The organism is Taklimakanibacter deserti, from assembly GCA_003574785.1.
Genome location: QORU01000001.1, coordinates 132639 through 153662, shown reverse-complemented (window position 1 = coordinate 153662; position 21024 = coordinate 132639). Strand labels below are relative to the sequence as shown.

General features: G+C 62.2%; 21 protein-coding genes and 1 pseudogene. 14 read left to right on the top strand and 8 right to left on the bottom strand.

Annotated elements, in window-relative coordinates; translation table 11 throughout:
* The first annotated feature begins 114 nt into the window (after positions 1-114).
* The 3 genes from DS839_RS00670 (at position 115) to DS839_RS00660 (ending at position 2500) form a co-directional block, all read left to right on the top strand.
* A complete protein-coding gene (locus DS839_RS00670; RefSeq protein ID WP_119268355.1) occupies positions 115-684 on the top strand; it encodes a hypothetical protein in 570 nt (189 codons plus the stop codon).
* Positions 685-858: 174 nt separating this feature from the next.
* Positions 859-1050 carry a hypothetical protein gene (locus DS839_RS00665; RefSeq protein ID WP_119268354.1) on the top strand — a complete coding sequence of 64 codons (192 nt, stop codon included), beginning with the start codon at positions 859-861 and terminating at the stop codon, positions 1048-1050.
* 112 nt (positions 1051-1162) lie between these two features.
* Entirely contained in the window at positions 1163-2500 is a 1338-nt protein-coding gene (locus DS839_RS00660) for an FAD-binding oxidoreductase (RefSeq protein WP_119268353.1), read from the top strand.
* A 314-nt stretch (positions 2501-2814) separates the two neighbouring features.
* Here DS839_RS00660 and DS839_RS00650 read toward each other — a convergent pair whose 3' ends face one another.
* The 3 genes from DS839_RS00650 to DS839_RS00640 all read right to left on the bottom strand — a co-directional run bounded on the left by DS839_RS00650 (position 2815) and on the right by DS839_RS00640 (position 4894).
* A complete protein-coding gene (locus DS839_RS00650) occupies positions 2815-3045 on the bottom strand; it encodes a hypothetical protein (protein ID WP_162918200.1) in 231 nt (76 codons plus the stop codon).
* A 253-nt stretch (positions 3046-3298) separates the two neighbouring features.
* Positions 3299-3877 (bottom strand): hypothetical protein, encoded by a 579-nt coding sequence (locus DS839_RS00645; RefSeq protein ID WP_119268350.1) that lies wholly within the window; start codon positions 3875-3877, stop codon positions 3299-3301.
* 111 nt (positions 3878-3988) lie between these two features.
* The gene (locus DS839_RS00640) at positions 3989-4894 is read right to left on the bottom strand and encodes a hypothetical protein (RefSeq protein WP_162918199.1); all 906 of its coding nucleotides are present in this window, start codon (positions 4892-4894) and stop codon (positions 3989-3991) included.
* Between the two features lie 350 nt (positions 4895-5244).
* Between DS839_RS00640 and DS839_RS00635 the strand changes: the two genes are divergently transcribed.
* Positions 5245-5697 (top strand): NAD(P)/FAD-dependent oxidoreductase, encoded by a 453-nt coding sequence (locus DS839_RS00635; RefSeq protein ID WP_119268348.1) that lies wholly within the window; start codon positions 5245-5247, stop codon positions 5695-5697.
* A gap of 21 nt (positions 5698-5718) precedes the next feature.
* On the opposite strand, the gene DS839_RS36205 is transcribed toward DS839_RS00635, so the two are convergent.
* Complete coding sequence (locus DS839_RS36205) at positions 5719-5937, bottom strand: hypothetical protein (protein WP_162918198.1); 219 nt, start codon at positions 5935-5937, stop codon at positions 5719-5721.
* 23 nt (positions 5938-5960) lie between these two features.
* Positions 5961-6200 carry a hypothetical protein gene (locus DS839_RS36200; protein ID WP_162918197.1) on the bottom strand — a complete coding sequence of 80 codons (240 nt, stop codon included), beginning with the start codon at positions 6198-6200 and terminating at the stop codon, positions 5961-5963.
* Between the two features lie 353 nt (positions 6201-6553).
* Between DS839_RS36200 and DS839_RS00630 the strand changes: the two genes are divergently transcribed.
* Positions 6554-6982 (top strand): NUDIX hydrolase, encoded by a 429-nt coding sequence (locus DS839_RS00630; protein ID WP_162918196.1) that lies wholly within the window; start codon positions 6554-6556, stop codon positions 6980-6982.
* A 767-nt stretch (positions 6983-7749) separates the two neighbouring features.
* On the opposite strand, the gene DS839_RS00615 is transcribed toward DS839_RS00630, so the two are convergent.
* Positions 7750-8346, bottom strand: coding sequence for a hypothetical protein (locus DS839_RS00615; protein WP_162918195.1), 597 nt, complete (start codon positions 8344-8346; stop codon positions 7750-7752).
* 90 nt (positions 8347-8436) lie between these two features.
* Between DS839_RS00615 and DS839_RS36835 the strand changes: the two are divergent.
* The 3 genes and pseudogenes from DS839_RS36835 to DS839_RS00600 form a co-directional block, all read left to right on the top strand.
* Positions 8437-8550 (top strand): annotated as a pseudogene (locus tag DS839_RS36835) (ferritin-like domain-containing protein); the annotation flags it as partial.
* Between the two features lie 192 nt (positions 8551-8742).
* Complete coding sequence (locus DS839_RS00605) at positions 8743-9063, top strand: DUF1236 domain-containing protein (protein WP_119268344.1); 321 nt, start codon at positions 8743-8745, stop codon at positions 9061-9063.
* 399 nt (positions 9064-9462) lie between these two features.
* Positions 9463-11676, top strand: coding sequence for an esterase-like activity of phytase family protein (locus DS839_RS00600; protein ID WP_119268823.1), 2214 nt, complete (start codon positions 9463-9465; stop codon positions 11674-11676).
* 165 nt (positions 11677-11841) lie between these two features.
* Here DS839_RS00600 and DS839_RS00595 read toward each other — a convergent pair whose 3' ends face one another.
* The gene (locus DS839_RS00595) at positions 11842-13428 is read right to left on the bottom strand and encodes a 2-isopropylmalate synthase (protein WP_119268343.1); all 1587 of its coding nucleotides are present in this window, start codon (positions 13426-13428) and stop codon (positions 11842-11844) included.
* A gap of 323 nt (positions 13429-13751) precedes the next feature.
* On the opposite strand from DS839_RS00595, the gene DS839_RS00590 reads away from it, so the two are divergent.
* The 3 genes from DS839_RS00590 (at position 13752) to DS839_RS00580 (ending at position 17986) form a co-directional block, all read left to right on the top strand.
* Positions 13752-13988, top strand: a complete 237-nt coding sequence (locus DS839_RS00590) for a PA2433 domain-containing protein (protein ID WP_119268342.1) — start codon at positions 13752-13754, stop codon at positions 13986-13988.
* 143 nt (positions 13989-14131) lie between these two features.
* Positions 14132-16759, top strand: a complete 2628-nt coding sequence (locus DS839_RS00585) for an ATP-binding protein (RefSeq protein WP_119268341.1) — start codon at positions 14132-14134, stop codon at positions 16757-16759.
* A gap of 3 nt (positions 16760-16762) precedes the next feature.
* Positions 16763-17986 carry a response regulator gene (locus DS839_RS00580; RefSeq protein WP_119268340.1) on the top strand — a complete coding sequence of 408 codons (1224 nt, stop codon included), beginning with the start codon at positions 16763-16765 and terminating at the stop codon, positions 17984-17986.
* Here DS839_RS00580 and DS839_RS00575 read toward each other — a convergent pair.
* Positions 17920-18687: a winged helix-turn-helix domain-containing protein gene (locus tag DS839_RS00575; protein ID WP_119268339.1), complete on the bottom strand. Its 768-nt coding sequence runs from the start codon at positions 18685-18687 to the stop codon at positions 17920-17922. The two genes, DS839_RS00580 and DS839_RS00575, sit on opposite strands and share 67 nt — an antisense overlap.
* A gap of 162 nt (positions 18688-18849) precedes the next feature.
* Here DS839_RS00575 and fmdA point away from each other — a divergent pair, with 162 nt between their 5' ends.
* The 3 genes from fmdA to DS839_RS00560 all read left to right on the top strand — a co-directional run bounded on the left by fmdA (position 18850) and on the right by DS839_RS00560 (position 20981).
* A complete protein-coding gene (gene fmdA / locus DS839_RS00570; protein ID WP_119268338.1) occupies positions 18850-20076 on the top strand; it encodes a formamidase in 1227 nt (408 codons plus the stop codon).
* 85 nt (positions 20077-20161) lie between these two features.
* Complete coding sequence (locus tag DS839_RS00565; protein WP_119268337.1) at positions 20162-20674, top strand: AmiS/UreI family transporter; 513 nt, start codon at positions 20162-20164, stop codon at positions 20672-20674.
* 13 nt (positions 20675-20687) lie between these two features.
* Entirely contained in the window at positions 20688-20981 is a 294-nt protein-coding gene (locus tag DS839_RS00560) for an FmdB family zinc ribbon protein (protein WP_119268336.1), read from the top strand.
* The last annotated feature ends 43 nt before the right edge of the window (positions 20982-21024 follow it).

Genomic DNA, 21024 nt, shown 5'->3' with positions numbered 1-21024 from the left:
CGCAAGGTGAATAAAACTCGCCGATTGAACGACAACGTGTTCGACTTGGTGCTCATTTGCCGACAGCAGCATAACGGCGTAGCCTGACTCCGCGGGGCGCGATGGTGGCCGCCGATGCGCGTGGTCGTCTCTGCCGTCTTGATCTTTTGGGCGTCCTTATGCGGTGACGCATTCGGTGGATCCCGCTGTGCCTCGGACGAGACCCGGCCGGAAAAGTCATCCGGTGGGCCTCACTGTTCCTTTGATGACGATCGACCGGATCAATCGGCGCCGTCGCGCGGATACAGCACCTTCCGCGGCATCGGCCTCGCGAGCCGGCCGGAAGACGTCCAGCGGATCGGGCAATCTCTCGGCTATGAAGTGGACCGGTCGCTGTTTGTCGGCGACGATGCCGTCGCCGCCATCAGCCTCTACAAGGATTGCCGGTTCATCGGCCGTGCCGATTTCGATCGTCAGGGGCGAATGTTGCGGCTGGCGCTCAAGGAGAAGTATTTCTGCGATGAGACTATTTTCGTGCGCCGCTTCGCTGAAGCCTTGTTTGCGCGTTACGGCGTAACGCCGCTCAAGGTCGATGACGATGTGTGCTTCCAGGATGTGACCTGCTTCAAGGGGGTTTCGAAACACGGCGAGCAGTTTCTTATCCTGCGCATCGGCGTCGAAGCCGAGCTCTATGTGCGGCCCTGAGGTGGGTAGGCCGCTTTGCGTGCCGTGTTAAAGTAGCAATTGCTCGGCTCGGATCTGGCGGCGGGGGTGACAAGATGGCAAGCGTTCCGGAAGAAGCGAAAGCCGCGTTGGAGCGGCTCAAGACCTTGATCGTGCCTGGCACCGGTGGCGTGGAAGCGACAGAGCTCATGCGCCTTGCCGAACCTTGCCGCCTCGCCGATCACGGATGCAGCCGCGCGCGAAAAGCTTGCGGAAATGTTGATTGCCGCGTTGACGGTGCTGAGCTTCGGTCCCCTTCTCGGCGGCGACCTCGAGGCCGCGCGCAAGCAGGCGGAACGGGTGCTGGGAACGATCGCCATCGGACAGGACCTCGCCGCATCGAGCTGACGGGGCTTATGGACAAGCTTGACTTTCCGTCGTTTGGTCAGGAGATTGGACTGAGCCATCCTTGGTGCGGGATGCAGGGGGCGCGACAATTGCCTGATGTGGAGGCTGAGCCGTGTCGACGCAACAATCAGCGCATTTCCTGGACGCGCCTTTCTTCGATGGTCATCTGATCCGGCCCGGCGACAAAGACTATGACCAGTATCGAAAGGTCTGGAATGGATTATTTGACCGAAGGCCTGCTCTGATCCTGCGCGCCCGCAGCAGTGACGACGTGCGCGCATGCATTCGCTTGGCGGCGGACCGGGGGCTGGCCCTCGCCGTGCGCTGCGGCGGCCATAGTCTTCCCGGCTTCTCGACCTGCGACGAAGGCATGGTGCTCGACCTCTCCCTGATGAATCATATCAGGATTAATCCGATTGACAGAACCGCGGAGGTGGGCGGCGGCGCCCTGCTCGGTGACCTCGACAAGGCAGCGAGTCCCTATGGGCTTGTCACGCCGGCAGGCGTCGTGTCCCATACGGGAATCGCCGGACTGACACTGGGCGGTGGCATGGGTTGGCTCAGCCGCCGTTTTGGCCTCACCATCGACAGCTTGATTGCCGCCGAAATCTGCTTGGCCGACGGCACGATGCTGACCGCGAGTCCTGAAAACGAGCCGGACCTGTTTTGGGGATTGCGCGGCGGCGGGGGAAATTTCGGTGTGGTCACAAAATTCTTTTTCCGTATGCATGCCCTTGGGAATGTCCTGGTCGGCCGCTGGGAATATCCCATGCAGCATATGCGCGCAGCGCTTGACGCCTATGGCGCCCTTGCCGGTGCGGCGCCCCGTCATTTGACCTCCAGCTTTGCAGCCACCCGCAACAAGCTGACGGTCACGGCATTCTGGTCCGGCGATCTCGCTGGCGCCGAAGCTGCCATTGCCGCCTTCGGCAGGCTCGCTCCGGGCGCTTGTGGCACGATAGGAGGAACGACCTTCCTGCAACTGCAATCGCGCAATGACGAGCTCGTCGCGTGGGGCCGCCGCTACTATGCAAAGGGTGGCTTCCTCGAGGTTCTCACGGAGCCGGCGATTGGCAGCATGTGCTCGGGGGGCGCCGAGGCGCCGACAGCCGACTCCGAAATCTACGTCCTGCAATTGGGTGGCGCGGCTTGCGACATCGGCGAGGATGACACCGCCTATTCGGGTCGTTCGGCTGCATTTTACTGGATTGCCATGCCCGTGTGGGATGATCCGGTCGATGATGCAAGGTGCCTGGCATGGGGACGGGCCACCGCCCGGCGCCTGGCGGAAAGCTCATCCAGCCGAAACTATGTCAACGAGCAGGCGGACCCGGGTATCGCCCAACAGGCTTATGGGGCAGAGAAGTACCGGCGGCTGGTGAAGCTCAAAACTCGCTTCGACCCCACGAATCTCTTTCGGCTCAATCAGAATATCGCGCCGCAGGAATGACATGCCGACGCACGGCCCCTTCGACTCCTCATTGACGAGAACGTTTCCTCTTGTCATGGCGCTCGAGGCCGTCCTCGTAAACTAATCGTCCCATACGCGCCTCGTCTCGCGTCAGCACGTTCTGAAGACTATCCAGCAAGTATCTTTCGGACGTGACGTCCAGCCCTTCTCTTTCGAACTTGGCGATCAGATTCTTTTGGCGATCGACCAGCTCTTGGGCAGAGCGAATGTGGCGCGCTGTCCTTTCGACGGCATGGGCACGATTTCTACGGGTCATTACAAGAAACGCTTGGCCGGGATCAGTGTTCCGTCACTCAGGACTGGGCGTCGCCCTGGGTCACCGGTATTTTATCCAGCGCGTCCTGCAACCGCTCGATAAGGTCCAAATGGTTATGCTGGGTTTCCTCGAGGATGTGCAATCCCGCCTCGGCGGCGGCCGTGTCTTCGCCCGAAGCGCCAAGCGTAGCTATGAGCTGCTTCTGTTTGAGGATACGGATCTGGCCTTCGTCCGCATGCCGTCTGGCCGCCGCAAGATGCTCAAGCAATCGGGCCCGCTCCATGAGTCGGTCGGTTAGCAGAACCGCGTCGGCCGGACATTAACCTATGAGCATCGACGGCCGAACCAAACCTGAACCTGCTTCAGGATGACAGGACTCATTCGCTCACTTATGCAATTGTCCAAGGACAGGCCTTAAAGGCTGTCCCCAGGGACGGGCGAACTCTAAATTGCCCCCTGAGTGTCCTCATCCCGGAGGCCTCGGATCTTCGCGGATCCGGGGCTCTTCCATATGAGTGCTTTCAAGCCTTGTCGGAATCGTCTTCTACGCTGCCGGCGTCATCACCGTCGGGAGACCTCATCCGACCCGGATCTTGCGCATTGATCACGCCGCTATCGGCCATCTCACCATCCTCCTCGAGCGTGACGTCGATATCGATCTCATCCGACTCCATATCGTCTTCGCCCTCGGTGAGCTGGGCATTGCGCAACTGCCGCAACTCCCGCTCCTTGTTCAGCGCCTCCGCCTCGATCAGCGAAGGCGGCCGGCCGGTTCGCGGATCGCTCGTCGCATCATAGGCAGCGTCCTCGCTCATGGAATAGTCGGATTCCTCATTCTCTTCCTGAGGCGGAGCGGACTGCCGGCTTTCGAGAATACGATCGGGCAGTTTGTCGACGGCAGCTTCCGCATCATGATCCGCGCCCGTGGCGCCTTCCTGCAAGACCTTGGTGGCGGCCTCGTCCTTGGCTTCTGAGCTTGTGGGGATCGGTGACGTCGCCTGATCGGCGACGAGCCCCGGCTTGTCGGTGCGCCGATCAGCTCGCGCCGTTTCAGCGAACCGGGCGAGAGCTTCAGGTCTTTGTTTGGGTTTGGCAGCCATGAGAATATCTCCATAGAGGCCGAGCACGTCTCGGCCTTGCGATCCAGGGATCAACCCCGCTCCTCGACTGGAGTTCCGGCTGCTTCCGGCACAGGGCGCGAGATAGCGGTGTCAGCTCGACGGACGGTCGCGAAAACGCCCGCGGCTCCAGCCGATGTGGGGCCTGAAATCGAAGGACTGGTCGCGATGCTCGCCACCCTGGACGGCGGCCCACCAGGCCGCGGCAGCGCTTATGACCAGCGTCGCCGCCACGGCGAAGGCTAGAAGCAGCGCAAATTTGCGCGCCTTCTCGGCGGCCTGCTGTGCCGAGGCCACGGCGTCGCGATATTCGGTCACGACCTTCTCGGCCCTGGCTGAAGCTTCCGCTTCCGGCAGGCCGGTCTGACGCATCACAAGCTGGCCGAGATAAGCGCGGTCCGCAGCCGGGATATCGCCCGAGGGATTGCGCAGGAAGATGCGATTCACTTCGGCGCGGCGTTGTTCGGTTTCGGCGGGAGCCACGGCGGAGGGATTGTCGGAGCGCAACATCACATCGGCGAAATAGGCGGATGGTGCCTTGTCCGCCGAGGCTGCAACGGCCTGGGCAGCGGTTTCGACGCCTGTCCTGGCCGCTCCGCCGACCGTCCAGCCGGCAATCAGCGCGCCAAGCAGCACGCCCAGCGCCCAAGCCAAGGCGCCGTGCATGCCGTCGCGCATCTCGCGCTCATGCTCGGCAAGAACGCGCCGGCGCATCAGAAGGCCGGTGAAATAGCCGCCGATCAAAAAGCTGGACACCGTGACCCACAGGATCCATACGGCCGCGAGAATGGCGAAAGTCGGTCCCGAGACGCTTTGCGCAGGATAGGGCGAGGTGACCGACAGGCCGACGGCCGTGCCGAAAGTGAACAGCATGAAGGAAATCGCTGCGGCGATCACCGCGCCCGCGACGACGGCCGGCCAATCGACATAGGCGGCCGCGTCGTTGTTGATGGTGGTGGAAACGACGGCCACCTCAGGCCCCTTCTCTACAGCAGCCATCTTGACCTCCGTTAACGCAAGCCAAGCAGGGACAGGACGGCCAAAACGACCACAACCAACCCGACGAGATAAATGATCTGGTTCATGACAAGCCTCATTGACACTGTGCGGCAACGACCACGGCTGACCAAAAGTTCCTAAAGCGGCCGGCGGAACCAACCCGACGCGTTCTTCGTTCGGCTGTTTCGAGGCAAGCATGGAAACAGGATACGGACTCGATCTCAGGGGCGGCCGTTCAGCGTGGGATGCGTGGAACGGGCGTGACGGGACACCCAACAGATTGAGCGAGAACATCCGTACACGGATTCGGCGACATCGCCGGATCATTCCTGGCGGAGCGCCTGTCGCGGATGACGTCGGACATCGTGGTGATCGACCGTCACCAGCCGCAAACCGCCAGCACGTCTCTGCTGCAATGGGAGCTCGATACTCCCTTGCGCGATCTCGCGACCAAGCTCGGTCCGGAAAAATCCATTCAAATCTATCATGCGCGCGCGGAGGCGGTCCGCAACACACGCGATCGGAAGATCGGCGCGAAGGCTCAAACCATCATGCGTAAATTCGCCCGGCCTTATCCGGGCTTCGATGCCGAAGCGGAATTCGCCTGGTCCGGCTTTTTCGGCGTGGCCGATGACGGGCTGCCGCTCATCGGCGCATTGCCGGGCCATCCCCATGTGTTCGCCGCCTTCGGCTATGGCGGCAACGGCATTACCTTCAGCGCGATGGCTGCGCGCCTGATCGCCGAGGCCATTTCAGACTGCAAGAATCCGCTTCTCGAGTGCTTCAGCGTCGATCGCGATTGAGCGAGAGAGCCAATCGTCCGCTCATAAACCGGACGCACCTCCACCACGCGATGCGCGAAATGTCCCCTTCGCATGCGCCATGAATAGCTCGAAATCCCAGTTGCCAAATTGGGCGACAGCGAGAACTCGCGCGGCGATCAGATATTTCGCCTTCTCATCATTGACGCCCAGGTCAGCGGCCGCGAGATCGACAATCCGCTGAAGCACTGCCAATTCATTGGAATCGAATGATCCGCTCATGTGAGCCTTCATTGAGATGGCGGCTAACTGAGAAGAAGCCAAGCTGACAACAGCCCGATCGCCGCGCCGGCGACGCCGAAGCCGAGAACATACCGCATGGCGCCAATCTTGACGGCCTGTCGTGCTTGGGCGGGGGACTTCTGGATCGGGCGCTCCTGCATGACAAAGGAACCGCCCATCGAGCCCAATGTTCCACCAGTGTCGGCACGCTTGAATGCTTGTTCAGTCAAACCTGAACCTGCTTCAGGATGGCCGACTCTCATCAGTTCACTTAACAATAGCTCAAGGACAGAGGAAGCGCCTTGCAGTGCACAGCTGTCCCCAGGGGCGAGCAGACTCCAACACCCCCGGTGTGTGCTCATCTCCGGAAAGCCCCGGAATTCAACCGCCGGGGCTTCTCCGTTCCATGTGGTAGGCGCGGGCGCGGTGCAGCTTCCTCTTACTTGCCGGTGAGCAGTCCTCACTTCCGGAAGCGGGGTCTTTTCGCGGTCGCCTTGCCTTCGCGATTGCATCAGGGCAAAGCGCGATCGCGGATTTTAAGGTCCGTCGATCGATCAGAGGAAACTTTAATTCACCATCGCCCTTATCTAGGGCCTGCTCATCCCTGGGGTGTCAATTGCCAAGGCCAAAGAGAAAAAAGCCAAAGCCCAGAACGAAGACCGGGGTTGGGGTTCTTGTCATTTCGACAAAGAAGCCCGGTAAGATGCTCCTCGTAACATCGCGGCACTCGAAGAGCTGGGCCCTGGCCAAGGGAAACATCGACCGCTCCTTGGGGCCTTTGGAATCAGCCAGGAGGGAAGCCTTTGAAGAGGCCGGCGTCCGTGGCCGCATGTCATCTGTTCCGATCGGTTCCTATATTCACCATAAATCCACCGGCGATGTTTTTCGGGTACGGGTTTTCAAGATGCATGTTCGGACAGAGCTTGCCGAATGGCCCGAGAAGAAACAGCGCCAACGGCGCTGGGTATCGGTCAGGTCCGCGCTAAAATTAATCGCAAACTCAGGCCTTCGGCGGCTTATCGGGGCACAACTTCCTCGGGCATAGGGAGAACCTCACATATAGAATAGGAACGACTCTGACCCGGAGCAGTTGGACCAAGCCAACTAAATGGCGTGCGTTACCGCGCCTCCCATGGCTGCGTGCGTCTCGACCCGGAAAATGCCGCGATCCTGTTTGCATTGGTCGAAGAGGTGGGCATGGCCAACACGGCGGTAGTCGTCAAGGGCAGAGCGGACGAGACCGCCCGCGAAGTACGTCGGCAGCCGCAATATCGAGAGGCTCAGCCGGCTGGGCCAATCTTCGGATCGGACTTGAAATGACGTTCGACGCCTGTCGCCACAGCGCTTTTCCAAAGCTGACCGCGCTATGGATTTACACCGCAGTTTGCCGCGATATCGCCTCGAAATGACCTAGAACTCGCGCATTGACTGGTGCGTTTTCCTGTCATGGACAGAGAGCAGCTCATCGACAGAGAACAGATCATCGAACTGGTCGCTCGCGCGCGAAGAGCCGCGGATGAATGTGAGCGTCTGAGGGCAGCCGAAATTCTGGCGATCAGAGCCTCGCGTTTATCAGGAGAAAGTACGGAGCGACTTGAGGCCGCTTTGAACGACCGAGAGCTTGAATGTGACAGGCATATCGTTGAAATGGAGAGATTGCTCGACGCGCTCGACCGGCTTTCGATAAGCAGATGAACATCTGGGGCGGCAATTTGCCCGGCGCCGAAGTCGCCGAAAATTGCCGCAATCGCCGCAAGATTGTCCCGATCCAGTAAGCGTCGCCATAACGCGCTTCCACGGCGCTTGCTGTAGTCAGATGCGACCCACAATCCGACCACTGCGTGAATTGAGCAGGACCCGGAATGTCTCCCCATTGCGGCGGCCACTATAGGTATAGGTCCGGCCTCTGCATTCGATCACCCGCACGCGGTTGAAGCGCCGCGCAACAATAGCGCGACCTTCCCCGCAGCTGATGCGATACGGCCTGGCGGCGTAGATCTGCCAATAAGGTTGCGGATACCAGTAGCCATCAAAATAGAAGCGGAAGGCAGCGCTCTTGCTGCGTCGGCGTTGATGCCGGCTGGCATCGAAGCGCCATTTGGTTTCGCCGACCCGGACGCGGGCTTTGACATCGCCATCGGTCTGCTGCTTGACGATCCGCTTCTTCTTGCGCGGAATCTCTTGACCGGAAGACTGCTCTTGGCCTTGCATCTGCCCTTGATTGCTACCCTTCATCTTATCTTGGTCCGCGCCCTGATCCGGCAGATCTTGCGTTGGGGACTTCGGGGGGCACAATTCGCCAATGCAAGGCTTCACTGTGGGCGTCGAGTCCTGGGCAAGGGCGATCCCTAATACCGATCCGACGACTACGGCCGAGCCCAGGAGTGCGGTAGTGAGAATGCTCGACATGGAGTTTCTCCTGTTCGGCGAGAAACCCACCTGACGGCAGCGTAGTTCCAAATTGGCAGTGTTCGCTCACGGCCCCCATTCCCAGCCTTGTTTACCCGCACGCCGCAGGAGGTCCTGCGCATCGTCTATCTGACGGGTAAGAGCGGCGCCGACGTCGGCGGATTCTATCCAAAAGGAACGAATGGGAAGACAAAAACCACCTGATCGGCCGACCAGCTGCTCGGCGAGCGTTGCGATTCCGAGTGCACTCAGGGAGCTCTATTCCAAGCCCCTGGTTCTCGCATTCAGATAGGAACCTCTCCCATTTTTCTTACGTTGGGGAGGACGGCCCGCACACCTCCAGCAGGGCAGCCCACCCAATCGTGGACATGATGGAGGCTTTAAAGGAAGACCAGCATGAAGACCCTAGCAGCAGCCCTTTTGGCAGGCGCCCTTGCCATCAGCGTACCCATCGCCATGGCGGACGATATCGTCATCTCGCCCGAAGTCGGCGTGCAATTCCATTCGGATGTGAAGACGAAAAAGATCAAGACGTACAAGCATGACGGCGACCTCAAGGTCGGCGTCGTCGTTCCGGCGGATGTCGAATACTATGATGTTCCCGCCGACGTGGTGGTCGCTACGCCCGGCTTGAAGGGGCACAAATACGTTTATCTCAATGAGCATGTTTATGTGGTCGAGCCCAGCAGCCGCAAGATCGTGGCTGTCGTCGATTAGAGACTCACGGCATCCATAACGGGCTCCGGAGCCATTCAGCTCCGGGGCCTCATGAGGCAAAATTCAGGGCGTAGGATTCATATAGGCTAAGGCGCCTCTTCGTAGGCGCTCAGGCCTGACCCGTCTGTCCGAAGATTTTGAACGGCGATCCTTCCTACAACCGAGATGCCGGGACCTCTCTTGACATCGTGGGCCGAAGCGTGGGAGTTGGGAAATAGCAGAATCGCCAGAGCCGCGCCCCAGGCAATCCTGATCTTCCCTGCAATTCCCTGTTCTTTCCTGTTCCCAGCTCCGATCGGAAGAGCCATGTCCGAGCGGCGGCTTCCATTGTCATCTGATCGTCATCCAGGCCGCCTCTAGTTCGCCATCGATTCAACGGCCTATCCAATGGGGACCCTCATGCTAAGACCGATCTTCCGGACAGTACTCGCCGCCGCCGTGCTGGCGGGAACGGCGTTCGCTGCCAATGCGACGGAAGTCTTCAACCGCATCGCGACGTTCCATGTCGTCGACAACCTGCCGGAAGGGGCCGACCCGAAGACATCGACCGTCGCCGAGATCATCACCGCGACACCCGACGGCAACCGCCTCATCTATACGGATAGCCCCGGCGAGCGCATCGGCATCATCGACATCGCCGATGCCAGGGCGCCGAAGCCCGCGGGCACAGTGGCGCTCGAAGGCGAGCCGACATCGACGGTCGTGCTCGGCAACCATGCGCTGGTCGGCGTCGTCACGTCGAAATCAAAGGCCGAGCCCTCGGGCCACCTGGCGATTGTCGATCTAGGCACCAGGAAGGTCACGGCCAAATGCGATCTCGGCGGTCAGCCCGATTCGCTCGCCAAGAGCGGCGACGGCAAGTTTCTCGCCATCGCCATCGAGAACGAGCGCGACGAGGAAGTGAATGACGGCAAGATTCCTCAAGCCCCCGGCGGCACGCTCACGACCTTCGCGGTCAATGCCGACGGTTCGGTCGATTGCGCCACGAAGAAGGTGATCGACGTGACCGGCCTCGCAGCGATCGCGCCCGAGGATCCCGAGCCCGAATTCGTCAAAATCAACGGCAAGAACGAGGTGGTGCTGAGCCTGCAGGAGAACAACCACATCGTCATCGCCGATCTGGCTACGGCCAAGGTCACGAACAATTTCACCGCCGGCACCGTCGATCTCAAGAACATCGACACCGAGAAGGACGGCGTGATCTCGCTCACCGGAAAGATGGACAGCGTCAAGCGCGAGCCCGATGCTGTCGGCTGGATCGACGATGAGCGCTTCGTCACTGCCAATGAGGGCGATCTCGACGGCGGCAGCCGCGGCTTCACCATCTTCAGGAAGGACGGCAATGTCGACTATGACAGCGGCACGTCCTTTGAATATGAGGCCGTGCGCCTCGGCCATTACCCTGAGAAGCGCAACAAGAAGGGCATCGAGGTCGAAGGTGCCGAGGTCGGGACGTTCGGCGCCGACAAGCTGATCTTCGTCGGCTCGGAACGCGCTTCCCTCGTCGGCATCTACAAGGACGAAGGTGCCGGCAAGGCGCCGACCTTCCTGCAGGCGCTTCCCGGCGGCATCGGCCCCGAAGGCCTGCTCGCTATTCCCCCACGTAAGCTCTTCATCACCGCTTCCGAGACCGACCTGCGTGAGAAGGACCTGATCGGTTCGGTCGTCACGATCTATGAAAGGGGCGAGGGCGACCTCAACTATCCGACCATCGTCTCGGCCGACGAAGCCAACGGCCTGCCGCTGCCCTGGGCGGCGCTCTCGGGCACCGTCGCCGATGCGAAAGACGCGGGCAAGCTCTATGCGGTGACCGACAGCGCCTTCAAGCAAGGGCGCATCCTCACCATCGATGCGACGAAGAAGCCTGCCGCGATCACTTCTGCTCTCACCGTCACCAAGGGCGGCGAGCCGGCGAAGCTCCTCGATCTCGAAGGCATCGCTCTGGCATCCGATGGGGGCTTCTGGCTCGCCTCCGAAGGCAATCCCGAGCGTGAGAAGGACAAGACGCAGTCCACGCTGGTCAAGACCGACGCCAAGGGCGTCGTCACCGAGGAGATCGCCCTTCCGGAGAAGCTCGCTGAGCAGGCGACGCGCTTCGGCTTCGAAGGCGTCGCGGTCACAGGCTCGGGCGCCGATGAGACCATCTGGCTCGCCGTCCAGCGCGAATGGAAGGACGATCCGAAGGGTATGACCAAGCTCCTTGCCTACAAGCCGGCGACGAAGAGCTGGGCCGCGGTCCATTATCCGCTCGACAAGACGGAGAAAGGCTGGGTCGGTCTCTCCGAGATCACTGCGGCACCGGGCGGTCTCGTCGTGATCGAGCGCGACAACCAGGTCGGCCGCGACGCCAAGATCAAGAAGCTCGTCTTCGTGCCGCTTGAGGGCATCACCCCTGCCCCGCTCGACGGTCCGCTGCCGGTCGTGGCGAAGAAGGAATTGCGCGACCTCCTGCCCGATCTCACCGCCCCCAAAGGCTTCGTTCTCGACAAGGTCGAAAGCTTCGCTCTCGACGCGGCGGGCGATGCCTATGTCATCACCGACAATGACGGCGTCGACGACCATTCCGGCGAGACGCAGTTCTTAGAGTTGGGCAAGCTGAATTTGCCGATGTGATGCAGCAACGCTACTCGCTTCGCTCAACATCCTCACGCTGAGGTGCGAGCGAAGCGAGCCTCGAAGCGTCCCTTAGGATTGGGCACGCCACTGGCAACATGCCCTTCGAGGCCCGGCTTCGTCGGGCACCTCAGGGCGAGGGTAGATGAAGGTCCCCGTTGAAGCTCAAGGCCCCCGCCTCGCATCGCGCTGGAGATCGACGCCGGACACCTGATCCCTGACGCCTGGACCTTTGGCCTGCTTGATCTTGAGCTTGTTGAGGGCCGACACATAGGCCTTGGCCGAGGCGACCAGCGTATCGGGATCGGAGCCCTTGGCGGTCACCGCCTTGCCTTGCGCCTCGTCCTCGAGCCTGACCGAGACCTCGGCCTGCGCATCGGTGCCCTCGGTCACCGCGTGCACCTGGTAGAGTGCCAGCTTCACCTCATGCGGCACCAGCGCCTTGATGGCGTTGAAGATCGCATCGACGGGACCGTTGCCGGTCGCCTGCTTGGTCACATGGTGGCCATCGATATCGAGCGTCAGCGTCGCGGTCTGCGGGCCCATGGTGCCGGCGATCACCGTCAGCGACAGCACCTTGATGCGCTCATGCTGCTGGGCGATCTCGTCATCGACCAAGGCTTCGATGTCCTCGTCATAGACGTGCTTCTTGCGGTCGGCGAGCGCCTTGAAGCGCGCGAAGGCGTCCTCGAGCTGGTTCTCGCCCAGCTCGTAGCCCAATTCCTTGAGCTTCTCCTTGAAAGCGTGGCGGCCGGAATGCTTGCCCATGACGAGCGAGGTCTTGGTGACGCCGACCGAGGCCGGGGTCATGATCTCGTAGGTCTGCTGGTTCTTGAGCATGCCGTCCTGGTGGATGCCCGATTCATGCGCGAAGGCATTCCGCCCGACGATCGCCTTGTTGTACTGCACCGGGAAGGAGGTGACCGCGGCGACGATCCTCGACACCCGGTTGAGCATCGTGCTCTCGATCTGGGTTCGGTAGGGCAGCACATCGCCCCTGGTCCTGATCGCCATCACCACTTCTTCGAGCGCGGCATTGCCGGCGCGCTCGCCGATGCCGTTGATGGTGCATTCGATCTGCCGCGCGCCGCCATGGAGACCGGCCAGCGAATTGGCGACCGCGAGGCCCAGGTCATTGTGGCAATGGACCGAGAACACCGCCTTGCTTGCATTGGGCACGCGGGCGCGGATGTCCTCGAACATCTTCTGATATTCGTCCGGCGTCGCATAGCCGACCGTATCCGGCAGGTTGACCGTCGTGGCGCCGGCCTTGATCGCGGCCTCGACGCAGCGGCAGAGATAGTCGAGCGGCGTGCGCGTCGCATCCATGGCCGACCATTCGACATTGTCGACGAGGTTGCGTGCCCTGGAGACGGTGGCCGAGATGATGTCGAGCACCTCTTCCTGGCTCTTCTTCATCTGATGCGCGAGATGGATGGGAGACGTCGAGACGAAGGTATGGATGCGCGGCCGCTCGGCATGCTTCACCGCCTCGCCGCAGCGGTCGATATCCTTGTTGATGGCGCGCGCGAGGCCGGCGACCACCGCCTTCTTGGTGCGCTTGGCGATGGCCGACACCGCCTCGAAATCGCCGTCGGACGCGATCGGGAAGCCGGCTTCGATGATGTCGACCCCCATCTCGTCGAGGAGCTCGGCCACTTCCAGCTTCTCGTCATGGGTCATGGTGGCGCCGGGCGATTGCTCGCCGTCGCGCAAGGTGGTGTCGAAGATGACGACGTGGTCGGAACTCATGGGTCTTGTCCTGTCATGGCGCCGGAATTATCCGGCCTGCTATCTTAAGATCTGGTTTGAAAAACTGGCATCCCCTGAAGACCCGCCCCCTGGAGGGCTGCCGGTTTTCAGGGGCATCTAAGAAGGAGGCCGAGACCAGCCAGGCCGGCGCCGAGGCGGCCGGTCGGAATAAGGGTCTGGGCGGATGCATAAGCCATGTCGGAAGCGGTGATAGCGCAAGCCCGGGCCAGGTGCAACGGTCCTTTCAAAGGAATAAAGGCAGGTCGGGCGACGTAGCCATAATGGGAGTACAGTCCCGGATGGACCGGGAAAAGGAGGACCCCATGAAGAAAGCCCTGATTATCGCTTCGTTCCTGGCGCTGGCGACGCCGGCTTTTGCCAATCAGTGCCCGACCCTCATGAACCAGTTCGACGAGGCCATGAAGACGACGAAGGCCGATGACGCCACCAAGGCGCAGGCCATGGAACTCTACAACAAGGGTAAGGCCGAGCATGATTCAGGCGATCATGCGGCCTCGGTAGCCGACCTGAATGCGGCTCTGAAGCTCATCGGCCAGTAACCGATTCCCCCCTTCCGGAGAGCGCCGGCAGAACACCTGCCGGCGCTTTTCCTTTGGCGAGGGCCTTCTGGCCCCTCCTCCCGCAATGCACTAACATCCCCTGCCGCACCGCCCGTGAGAGGCCGGAGCGTCCGGGGAGAAACATGGATACGCCGCAACTTCCGGCACTGCGCTCCTATCAGTCCTGGATCGCCAATGAGACGCTCGAAGACTATTCGCTGCGTTACGCCGCCCGCTCCTTCCGCCGCTGGACGCCCTTCGTCATCGCCAATACCGCGATCGGCGGCATTTCCTTCCTGGCGCTCGAGGCCATCGGCGGCACGATCACCCTCGCTTACGGCTTCGCCAACGCCTTCCCGGCGATCCTCGTCGTCTGTCTTTTCGTCTTCCTGACCAACCTGCCGGTCGCCTATTATTCGAGCCGCTACAACATCGACATGGACCTGCTGACCCGGGGCGCCGGCTTCGGCTATATCGGCTCGACCATCACGTCGCTCATCTACGCCACCTTCACCTTCATCTTCTTCGCCCTCGAAGGGGTCATCATGGCCCAGGCGCTGAAGCTCTATGCCGATATCCCGCTGGTCGTCGGCTATGTCATCTCGTCGCTCGTCATCATCCCCATCACCTTCATGGGCATCACCATGATCAGCCGCCTGCAGATGATCACCCAGCCGCTGTGGATCATCATGATGCTGGCGCCTTTCCTGTGGATCGCCTTCGACCAGCCGCAGGTCCTGCAGCAATGGATGTCCTACAGCGGCACGGGGGCTGGTGCCGGCGGCTTCGACGTCATCTCCTTCGGCCTTGCCATCGGCGTGCTTTGCTCGCTCACCATCCAGATCGGCGAGCAGGTCGACTATCTCCGCTTCCTGCCCGATCGCGACAAGGTCAGCCGCCTCGCCTGGTGGAGTGCGGTCATCGCCGCGGGACCAGGGTGGATCCTCATCGGCGGCTTCAAGATTCTGTGCGGCAGCCTGCTCGCGGTGCTCGCCGTCTCCTCCGGCCTCTCGCACACGACGGCGCTCGAGCCCGTCCATATGTATATCAAAGCCTATGGCTATATGATCGATGATCCGCGCCTGGTGCTCGCCGCGGCCGCCCTCTTCGTCGTCGTCTCGCAGATCAAGATCAACGTGACCAATGCCTATGCGGGCTCGCTCGCCTGGTCGAACTTCTTCGCCCGCGTCACTCACTATCATCCGGGCCGCGTCGTCTGGCTTGTCTTCAACATCCTGATCTCGCTTCTCTTGATGCTGCTCGGCATCTTCGACACGCTGGGCCTCGTGCTTGCCGTCTATTCGATCATCGCCACCGCCTGGATCGGCGCCATCTTCGCCGACCTGGTGATCCTGAAACCCTTGCGCATCAGCCCGCCCTTCGTCGAGTTCAAGCGCGCGCATCTGCATGATTTCAATCCGGTCGGTTGCGGCGCCATGGCTTTCGCCTCGATCGTCGCCATCATCTGCTTCACCGGCGCACTCGGGCAGCTGGCGCAGGCCTATGCCGCACCCCTCTCCTTCGTCCTGTCGGTCGCCGCCGCCGTCGCCATCGGCATCGCCACCAAGGGCCGCTATTACCTGGCGCGCGAGCCGGTAGCCCCCTCCGCCGCCTCCGGCACGCTCATCCGCTGCGAGATATGCGACCATGATTACGAGCGGCCGGACATGGCCTATTGCGCCTTCTACGAGCGGCCGATCTGCTCGCTCTGCTGCAGCCTCGATGCTCACTGCCACGATGCCTGCAAATTCTCGGTGAGCGAGCTCGCGACCCAGCGCTCGCGCTATCTCGGCCGCTCCTTCACCGCCAAGATCGCACCGCATATGGGCCACCGCCTCCTGAAGGTAGGCGGCGTGCTCCTGGCGCTCGCCGTCGTCACCGGCGCGGTCCTCCTCGTCACCTATCGCCTGATCGATCCCGGCGCCGATCTACCCGCGCTCGACAACGACACGCTGCTCTTGCGCATCTTCCTGGCGCTCCTACCCCTGCTCGGTATCGGCGCCTGGTGGATCGTGCTGTCGAATGAGAGCCGCGAGCTTGCCGAACGCGATCTCGTCGCCTCGCTCGAGCGCCTGCGCGAGACCCAGCAGGAGCTCGCCCGCAATGAGCGCCTGGCCGTGATCGGCCAGATCACCGCGACCGTCAGCCATGAATTGCGCAATCCGCTCGGCACGCTCGTCACCTCGATCGATATCCTCAATCGCGCGCTGCCGGCGCAAGGGGGTGCGGTCAAGGACGAGATGCAGCGCATCAGACGCAATGTCTGGCGCTGCGTGCATATCATCGAGGACCTGCTCGAATTCTCGCGCCGCAAGAAGCCGGTCCTGGCGCCGGTGATGATCGATCGCTGGCTCGAGCAGCAGATCGCCGATCAGCCGAAGCCCGCAGGCATCGACGTCGAGCTGAGGCTCGCGGCGGCGGCCGTCGTGCCGGCCGACGGCGCCCGCTTGCGCCAAGCCTTCGACAATGTCCTGCAGAATGCCATTCAGGCCTATGACGGCGAGGCGGCGCGCAGCGATCGGCGTATCGTCGTGTCGACCGCCCAGAATCCCGACCATGTGGCCATCACCGTCGCCGACAATGGTCCGGGCATGACACCCGATGTTGCCGCCCAGATTTTCGAGCCGCTCTACAGCACCAAGGCCTTTGGCGTCGGGCTCGGCATGCCGCTGGTAAAGCGCATCCTGGAGGAGCATCGCGGCAAGGTGACGGTCGACACCGCGCCGGGCCAGGGCACGCGCGTCACTTTGCATTTGCCGCTGAGCGCGTGAGCCATGAGCGACATACCGACCGACTTCATCCTCGACGACAAGGCGCCCGGAACCGGCGCCGTCCTGCGCCGCAGCGTCCTGGTGGTCGATGATGACGCGGATTTTGCCGAAAGCCTCGTCGGCCTGTTGCAGATGGAAGGCTATGAGGCCTCGCTAGCCCGCAATGCGGAAGCAGCCGAGGCAGTGCTGCGCGAGCGCCGCATCGCCGTTGCCCTCATCGATCTGAGGCTCGATCTCGGCAGCGGCGTCGACCTCATTCGCAGCCTGCATCAGTCGGCGCCCGACCTCGTTACCGTCATGATCACCGCCTATGCCTCGATCGAGACGGCGATCGAGGCCATGAAGGCCGGCGCTTATGACTATCTCTCAAAGCCGTTCTATACCGAGGACCTGCTCGCCACCCTCGACCGCTGCTTCGAGCGCATCCGCCTCGTCGAGGAAAGGCGGCGCGCCGAGGACCGCTTGCGGCAATTGCAGCGCATGGAGGCCATCGGCCAACTCACCAGCGGGCTCGCCCATGATTTCAACAATGTGCTTTCCGTCCTCGTCGGTAATCTGCATTGGATGCGCGAGCGCCTCGGCGATGAGCCGGCCTTGCACGAAATGGTCGATGACGCCCTCGATGCGGCGCGCGCCGGCTCCGAGATGACCGAGAGGCTCCTTGCTTTCGGCCGGCAATCCACCAGCGAGACGAAGCCAACCGATCTTGGCGAAGCGCTGCCGGCCTTCGCCCGGGTCCTCGGCCGCACCCTGGGAGATGCGGTAACCATCGATCTCGAGGTGGCGCCGGGCACCGATCCGATCGAGATCGACCGCAGCCAGCTCGAAAGCAGCCTGCTCAATCTCGCTCTCAATGCGCGCGACGCCATGCCGGAGGGTGGCGGATTGCGCTTCGAGGCCGCAAATCTGGTGATCGGGCCGGAGGATTCGCGTGTCGCTTCGGGCTTGCGGCCCGGTCCTTACGTGCTCCTGTCGGTGATCGATTCAGGCCTGGGGATGCCCGCGGCCATCCAGCGGCGCGCACTCGAGCCGTTCTTTACTACCAAGCCGCCGGGCTATGGCAGCGGCCTTGGCCTCACCATGGTCGATGGCTTCGTGCGCCAGGCAGGCGGACGGCTCGGCCTCACCAGCGCAGCCGGCGAAGGCACCAGGGTCAATCTCTATTTCCCCGCTCTTACCGCGAGACGGCCGGCGCCCTCCTCATCGGAAGGTGGTGCAAACATGTAGCCGAGGCCCCGCACCGTCTTGATGAGCTGGGTCGAGCGCGCATTGTCGTCGAGCTTGCGGCGGATCTTGCCGACCAGCACGTCGATGCTGCGGTCATAGGGCGTCCAGTCGCGATTGGCGACGATATCCAGGATCTGCTCGCGCGACAGGACGCGCCCGCGCCGGCGCACCAGCGCCTCGAGGATATGGAATTCCTGGCTGGTCAGGCGCACGTCTCGCCCGTCGGGCGCCGACAGCTTGTAGCGCGCCGCATCGAACAGCCAGCCGGCGAAGCGGATCACCGCATCGCCGCCACCTTGCGTCTCGGCGTCGAAGCCGCGGCTGAACCGGCGCAGCACGGTGCGGATGCGCGCCAGCAATTCGCGCGGCTCGAAGGGCTTCGTCACATAGTCGTCGGCGCCGAGCTCCAGGCACACGACCTTGTCGATGGTCGAGGACTTGCCCGAGAGCACGATGAGCGGCAGGTCGTGCTGATTGCGAAAGCCGCGCGCCAAAGTGACGCCGTCCTCGCCGCTCGGAAAGCTCAGGTCGAGAATGACGAGATCGACGGCCTCGTTCGCCAACGCCCGGCGCATGGCGCGCCCATCATGGACGGCGGTGACGGCATAGCCCTCGCTGCCGAGGAATTTGCCGAGAAAGCCGCAGACCCTGCGATCATCGTCGACCACCAGGATGCGGGATTTGAGGGCGCCTGGCTGCATGGGCGAAGCATAGACGCAAATCGGGCATGCGGTCGAGCATCCGCCGCCGGTTACAAAAAATTACATAACCCGGCCGTTTCGGATTCAAACCGGTTACGCCCGCGACCTAGGGTCCGCTCCCAACCACGAGAATGCACCCTGATTGCACAAAAGGAGGAGCCCATGCCGAAGACCGTATTCAAGATCGATCTCAACAAGGCGCCGGAAGACCAGGCGATCAAGACTCACAACCGCTGGCATCCCGACATTCCGATGGTCGAGACCTTCAAGCCGGGCGATACGTTCCGGGTCGAATGCTATGACTGGACCGGCGGCCAGATCGGCAACAACAACAGCGCCAATGACGTCCGCGACGTCAATCTCACCAAGGTGCATTATCTGAGCGGCCCCTTCGGCGTCGAAGGCGCCGAGCCCGGCGACCTGATGGTCGTCGACATCCTCGACATCGGCGCCCTGCCCGGCTCCGAATGGGGCTTCAACGGCATCTTCGCCAAGGAGAATGGCGGCGGCTTCCTCACCGAGCATTTCCCCGAGGCGCGTAAATCCTGCTGGGATTTCCACGGCATCTACACGACCTCGCGCCATGTGCCGGGCGTGCGTTATCCGGGGCTCGTTCATCCGGGCCTCATCGGCTGCCTGCCCGATCACAAATTGCTGGCCGAGGCCAACAAGCGCGAACTGGCTCTGATCGCGACCGATCCGAACCGGGTGCCGCCGCTTGCGGCTCCACCCTTTGCCGACACCGCGCTCATGGGGCAGATGAAGGGTTCCGCAGCACAAGCCGCCGCCAAGGAAGCCTGGCGCACCGTGCCGCCGCGCGAGCATGGCGGCAATTGCGACATCAAGAACCTGTCGCGCGGCTCGCGCGTCTATTTCCCCGTCTATGTGAAAGGCGGCGGCCTCTCGATGGGCGACATCCACTGGTCGCAAGGCGACGGCGAGATCACCTTCTGCGGAGCCATCGAGATGGCGGGCTGGATCGATATCGGTGTCGGCCTCATCAAGGGCGGCATGGCGAAATACGGTGTCATCAACCCGATCTTCAAGCCGAGCCCGGTCGATCCGCATTTCGACGATTATCTCATCTTCGAAGGCATCTCGGTCGATGAGCATACGGGTGAGCAATATTATCTCGATGCCCATGTCGCTTATCGGCGCGCCTGCCTCAACGCCATCGAGTATCTGAAGAAGTTCGGCTATTCCGGCGAGCAGGCCTATATGATCCTGGGCACCGCGCCCGTCGAAGGCCGCATCAGCGGCATCGTCGACATCCCCAATGTCTGCGCCACCCTCGCCATCCCGACGGCGATCTTCGATTTCGACATCAATCCGAACGCGTCGGGACCGAAGCGCGAGGTCTCGGCTGTGAGCGTGGCCAAGGCAAGCTGATCGTCACTCGCGAGAGCAAAGGGCCGGGCGGCGCATGTCGCCCCCGGGCCTTCCACCAAGTCAACGTCTTTCGGGAGATTAAGCCATGCTGCTCGGCCTGTCCTTGCTCTATGTCGGGGCCGTTCTGACGCTCAACGGTCTCTGGCTCCTCGGCCATATCGGCGATCGCGAGATCGTCGTCGTCAATGTCGCCTCGGGCATCGTCACCTTCTGCGTCTCGCTCTATCTGGCCTTCGGCCCGGGCGCCGGTCCGGGTTCCATCCGTGCCGCGGGTCTGACGCTTCTCTTCACCGTGACCTATTTCTGGGTCGCTCATAACCGCTTGGCGACTGTCGATGGCCGCGGCCTCGGCTGGTTCAGCCTGTTCGTCGTCATCACCGTCATTCCGGTGGCGATCAACAGTTTTGCCACGGCCACGACCGGCATCGACCTGTGGATGGGCTGGAACTGGGTCGGCTGGGCGATCGTGTGGTTCCTCTATTTCCTGCTGCTGACCTTGAAGAAGCCGATCCTCAAGCTCACGGGCGCGGCGACGCTGGCCGCGGGCCTGCTCACCGGCTGGCTGCCGTCCGTGCTGATCTTCGATGGCCGTTTGTGATCAGGAGAATGTCATGCCCCTCTATAATTATTCATGCGCGACTTGCGGCCCCTTCGATGCCTGGTCGCCCATGGCGGACGCTGATTTGCCCTGCGCGTGCCCCAGCTGCGCGAACCCAAGCCAACGCGATGTGGCTTCGCCGCATCTCAGCCTGATCAACGGCACGTTGCGCAAGGCGCTTGACCGGTCTCAGCGCAGCACCAGCGAGCCCAAGCGCGTCAAGCGCGCCCATCTCGCCAATTGCGGCTGCAAGCTTTGCGGCGGCGGCAAGAAATCCCCCATGCGGCGCTGGATGATCGGCCACTGACGGCAGGACCTCCTCCCCCTCATCCCCTGCCTCAGTCGGCGCT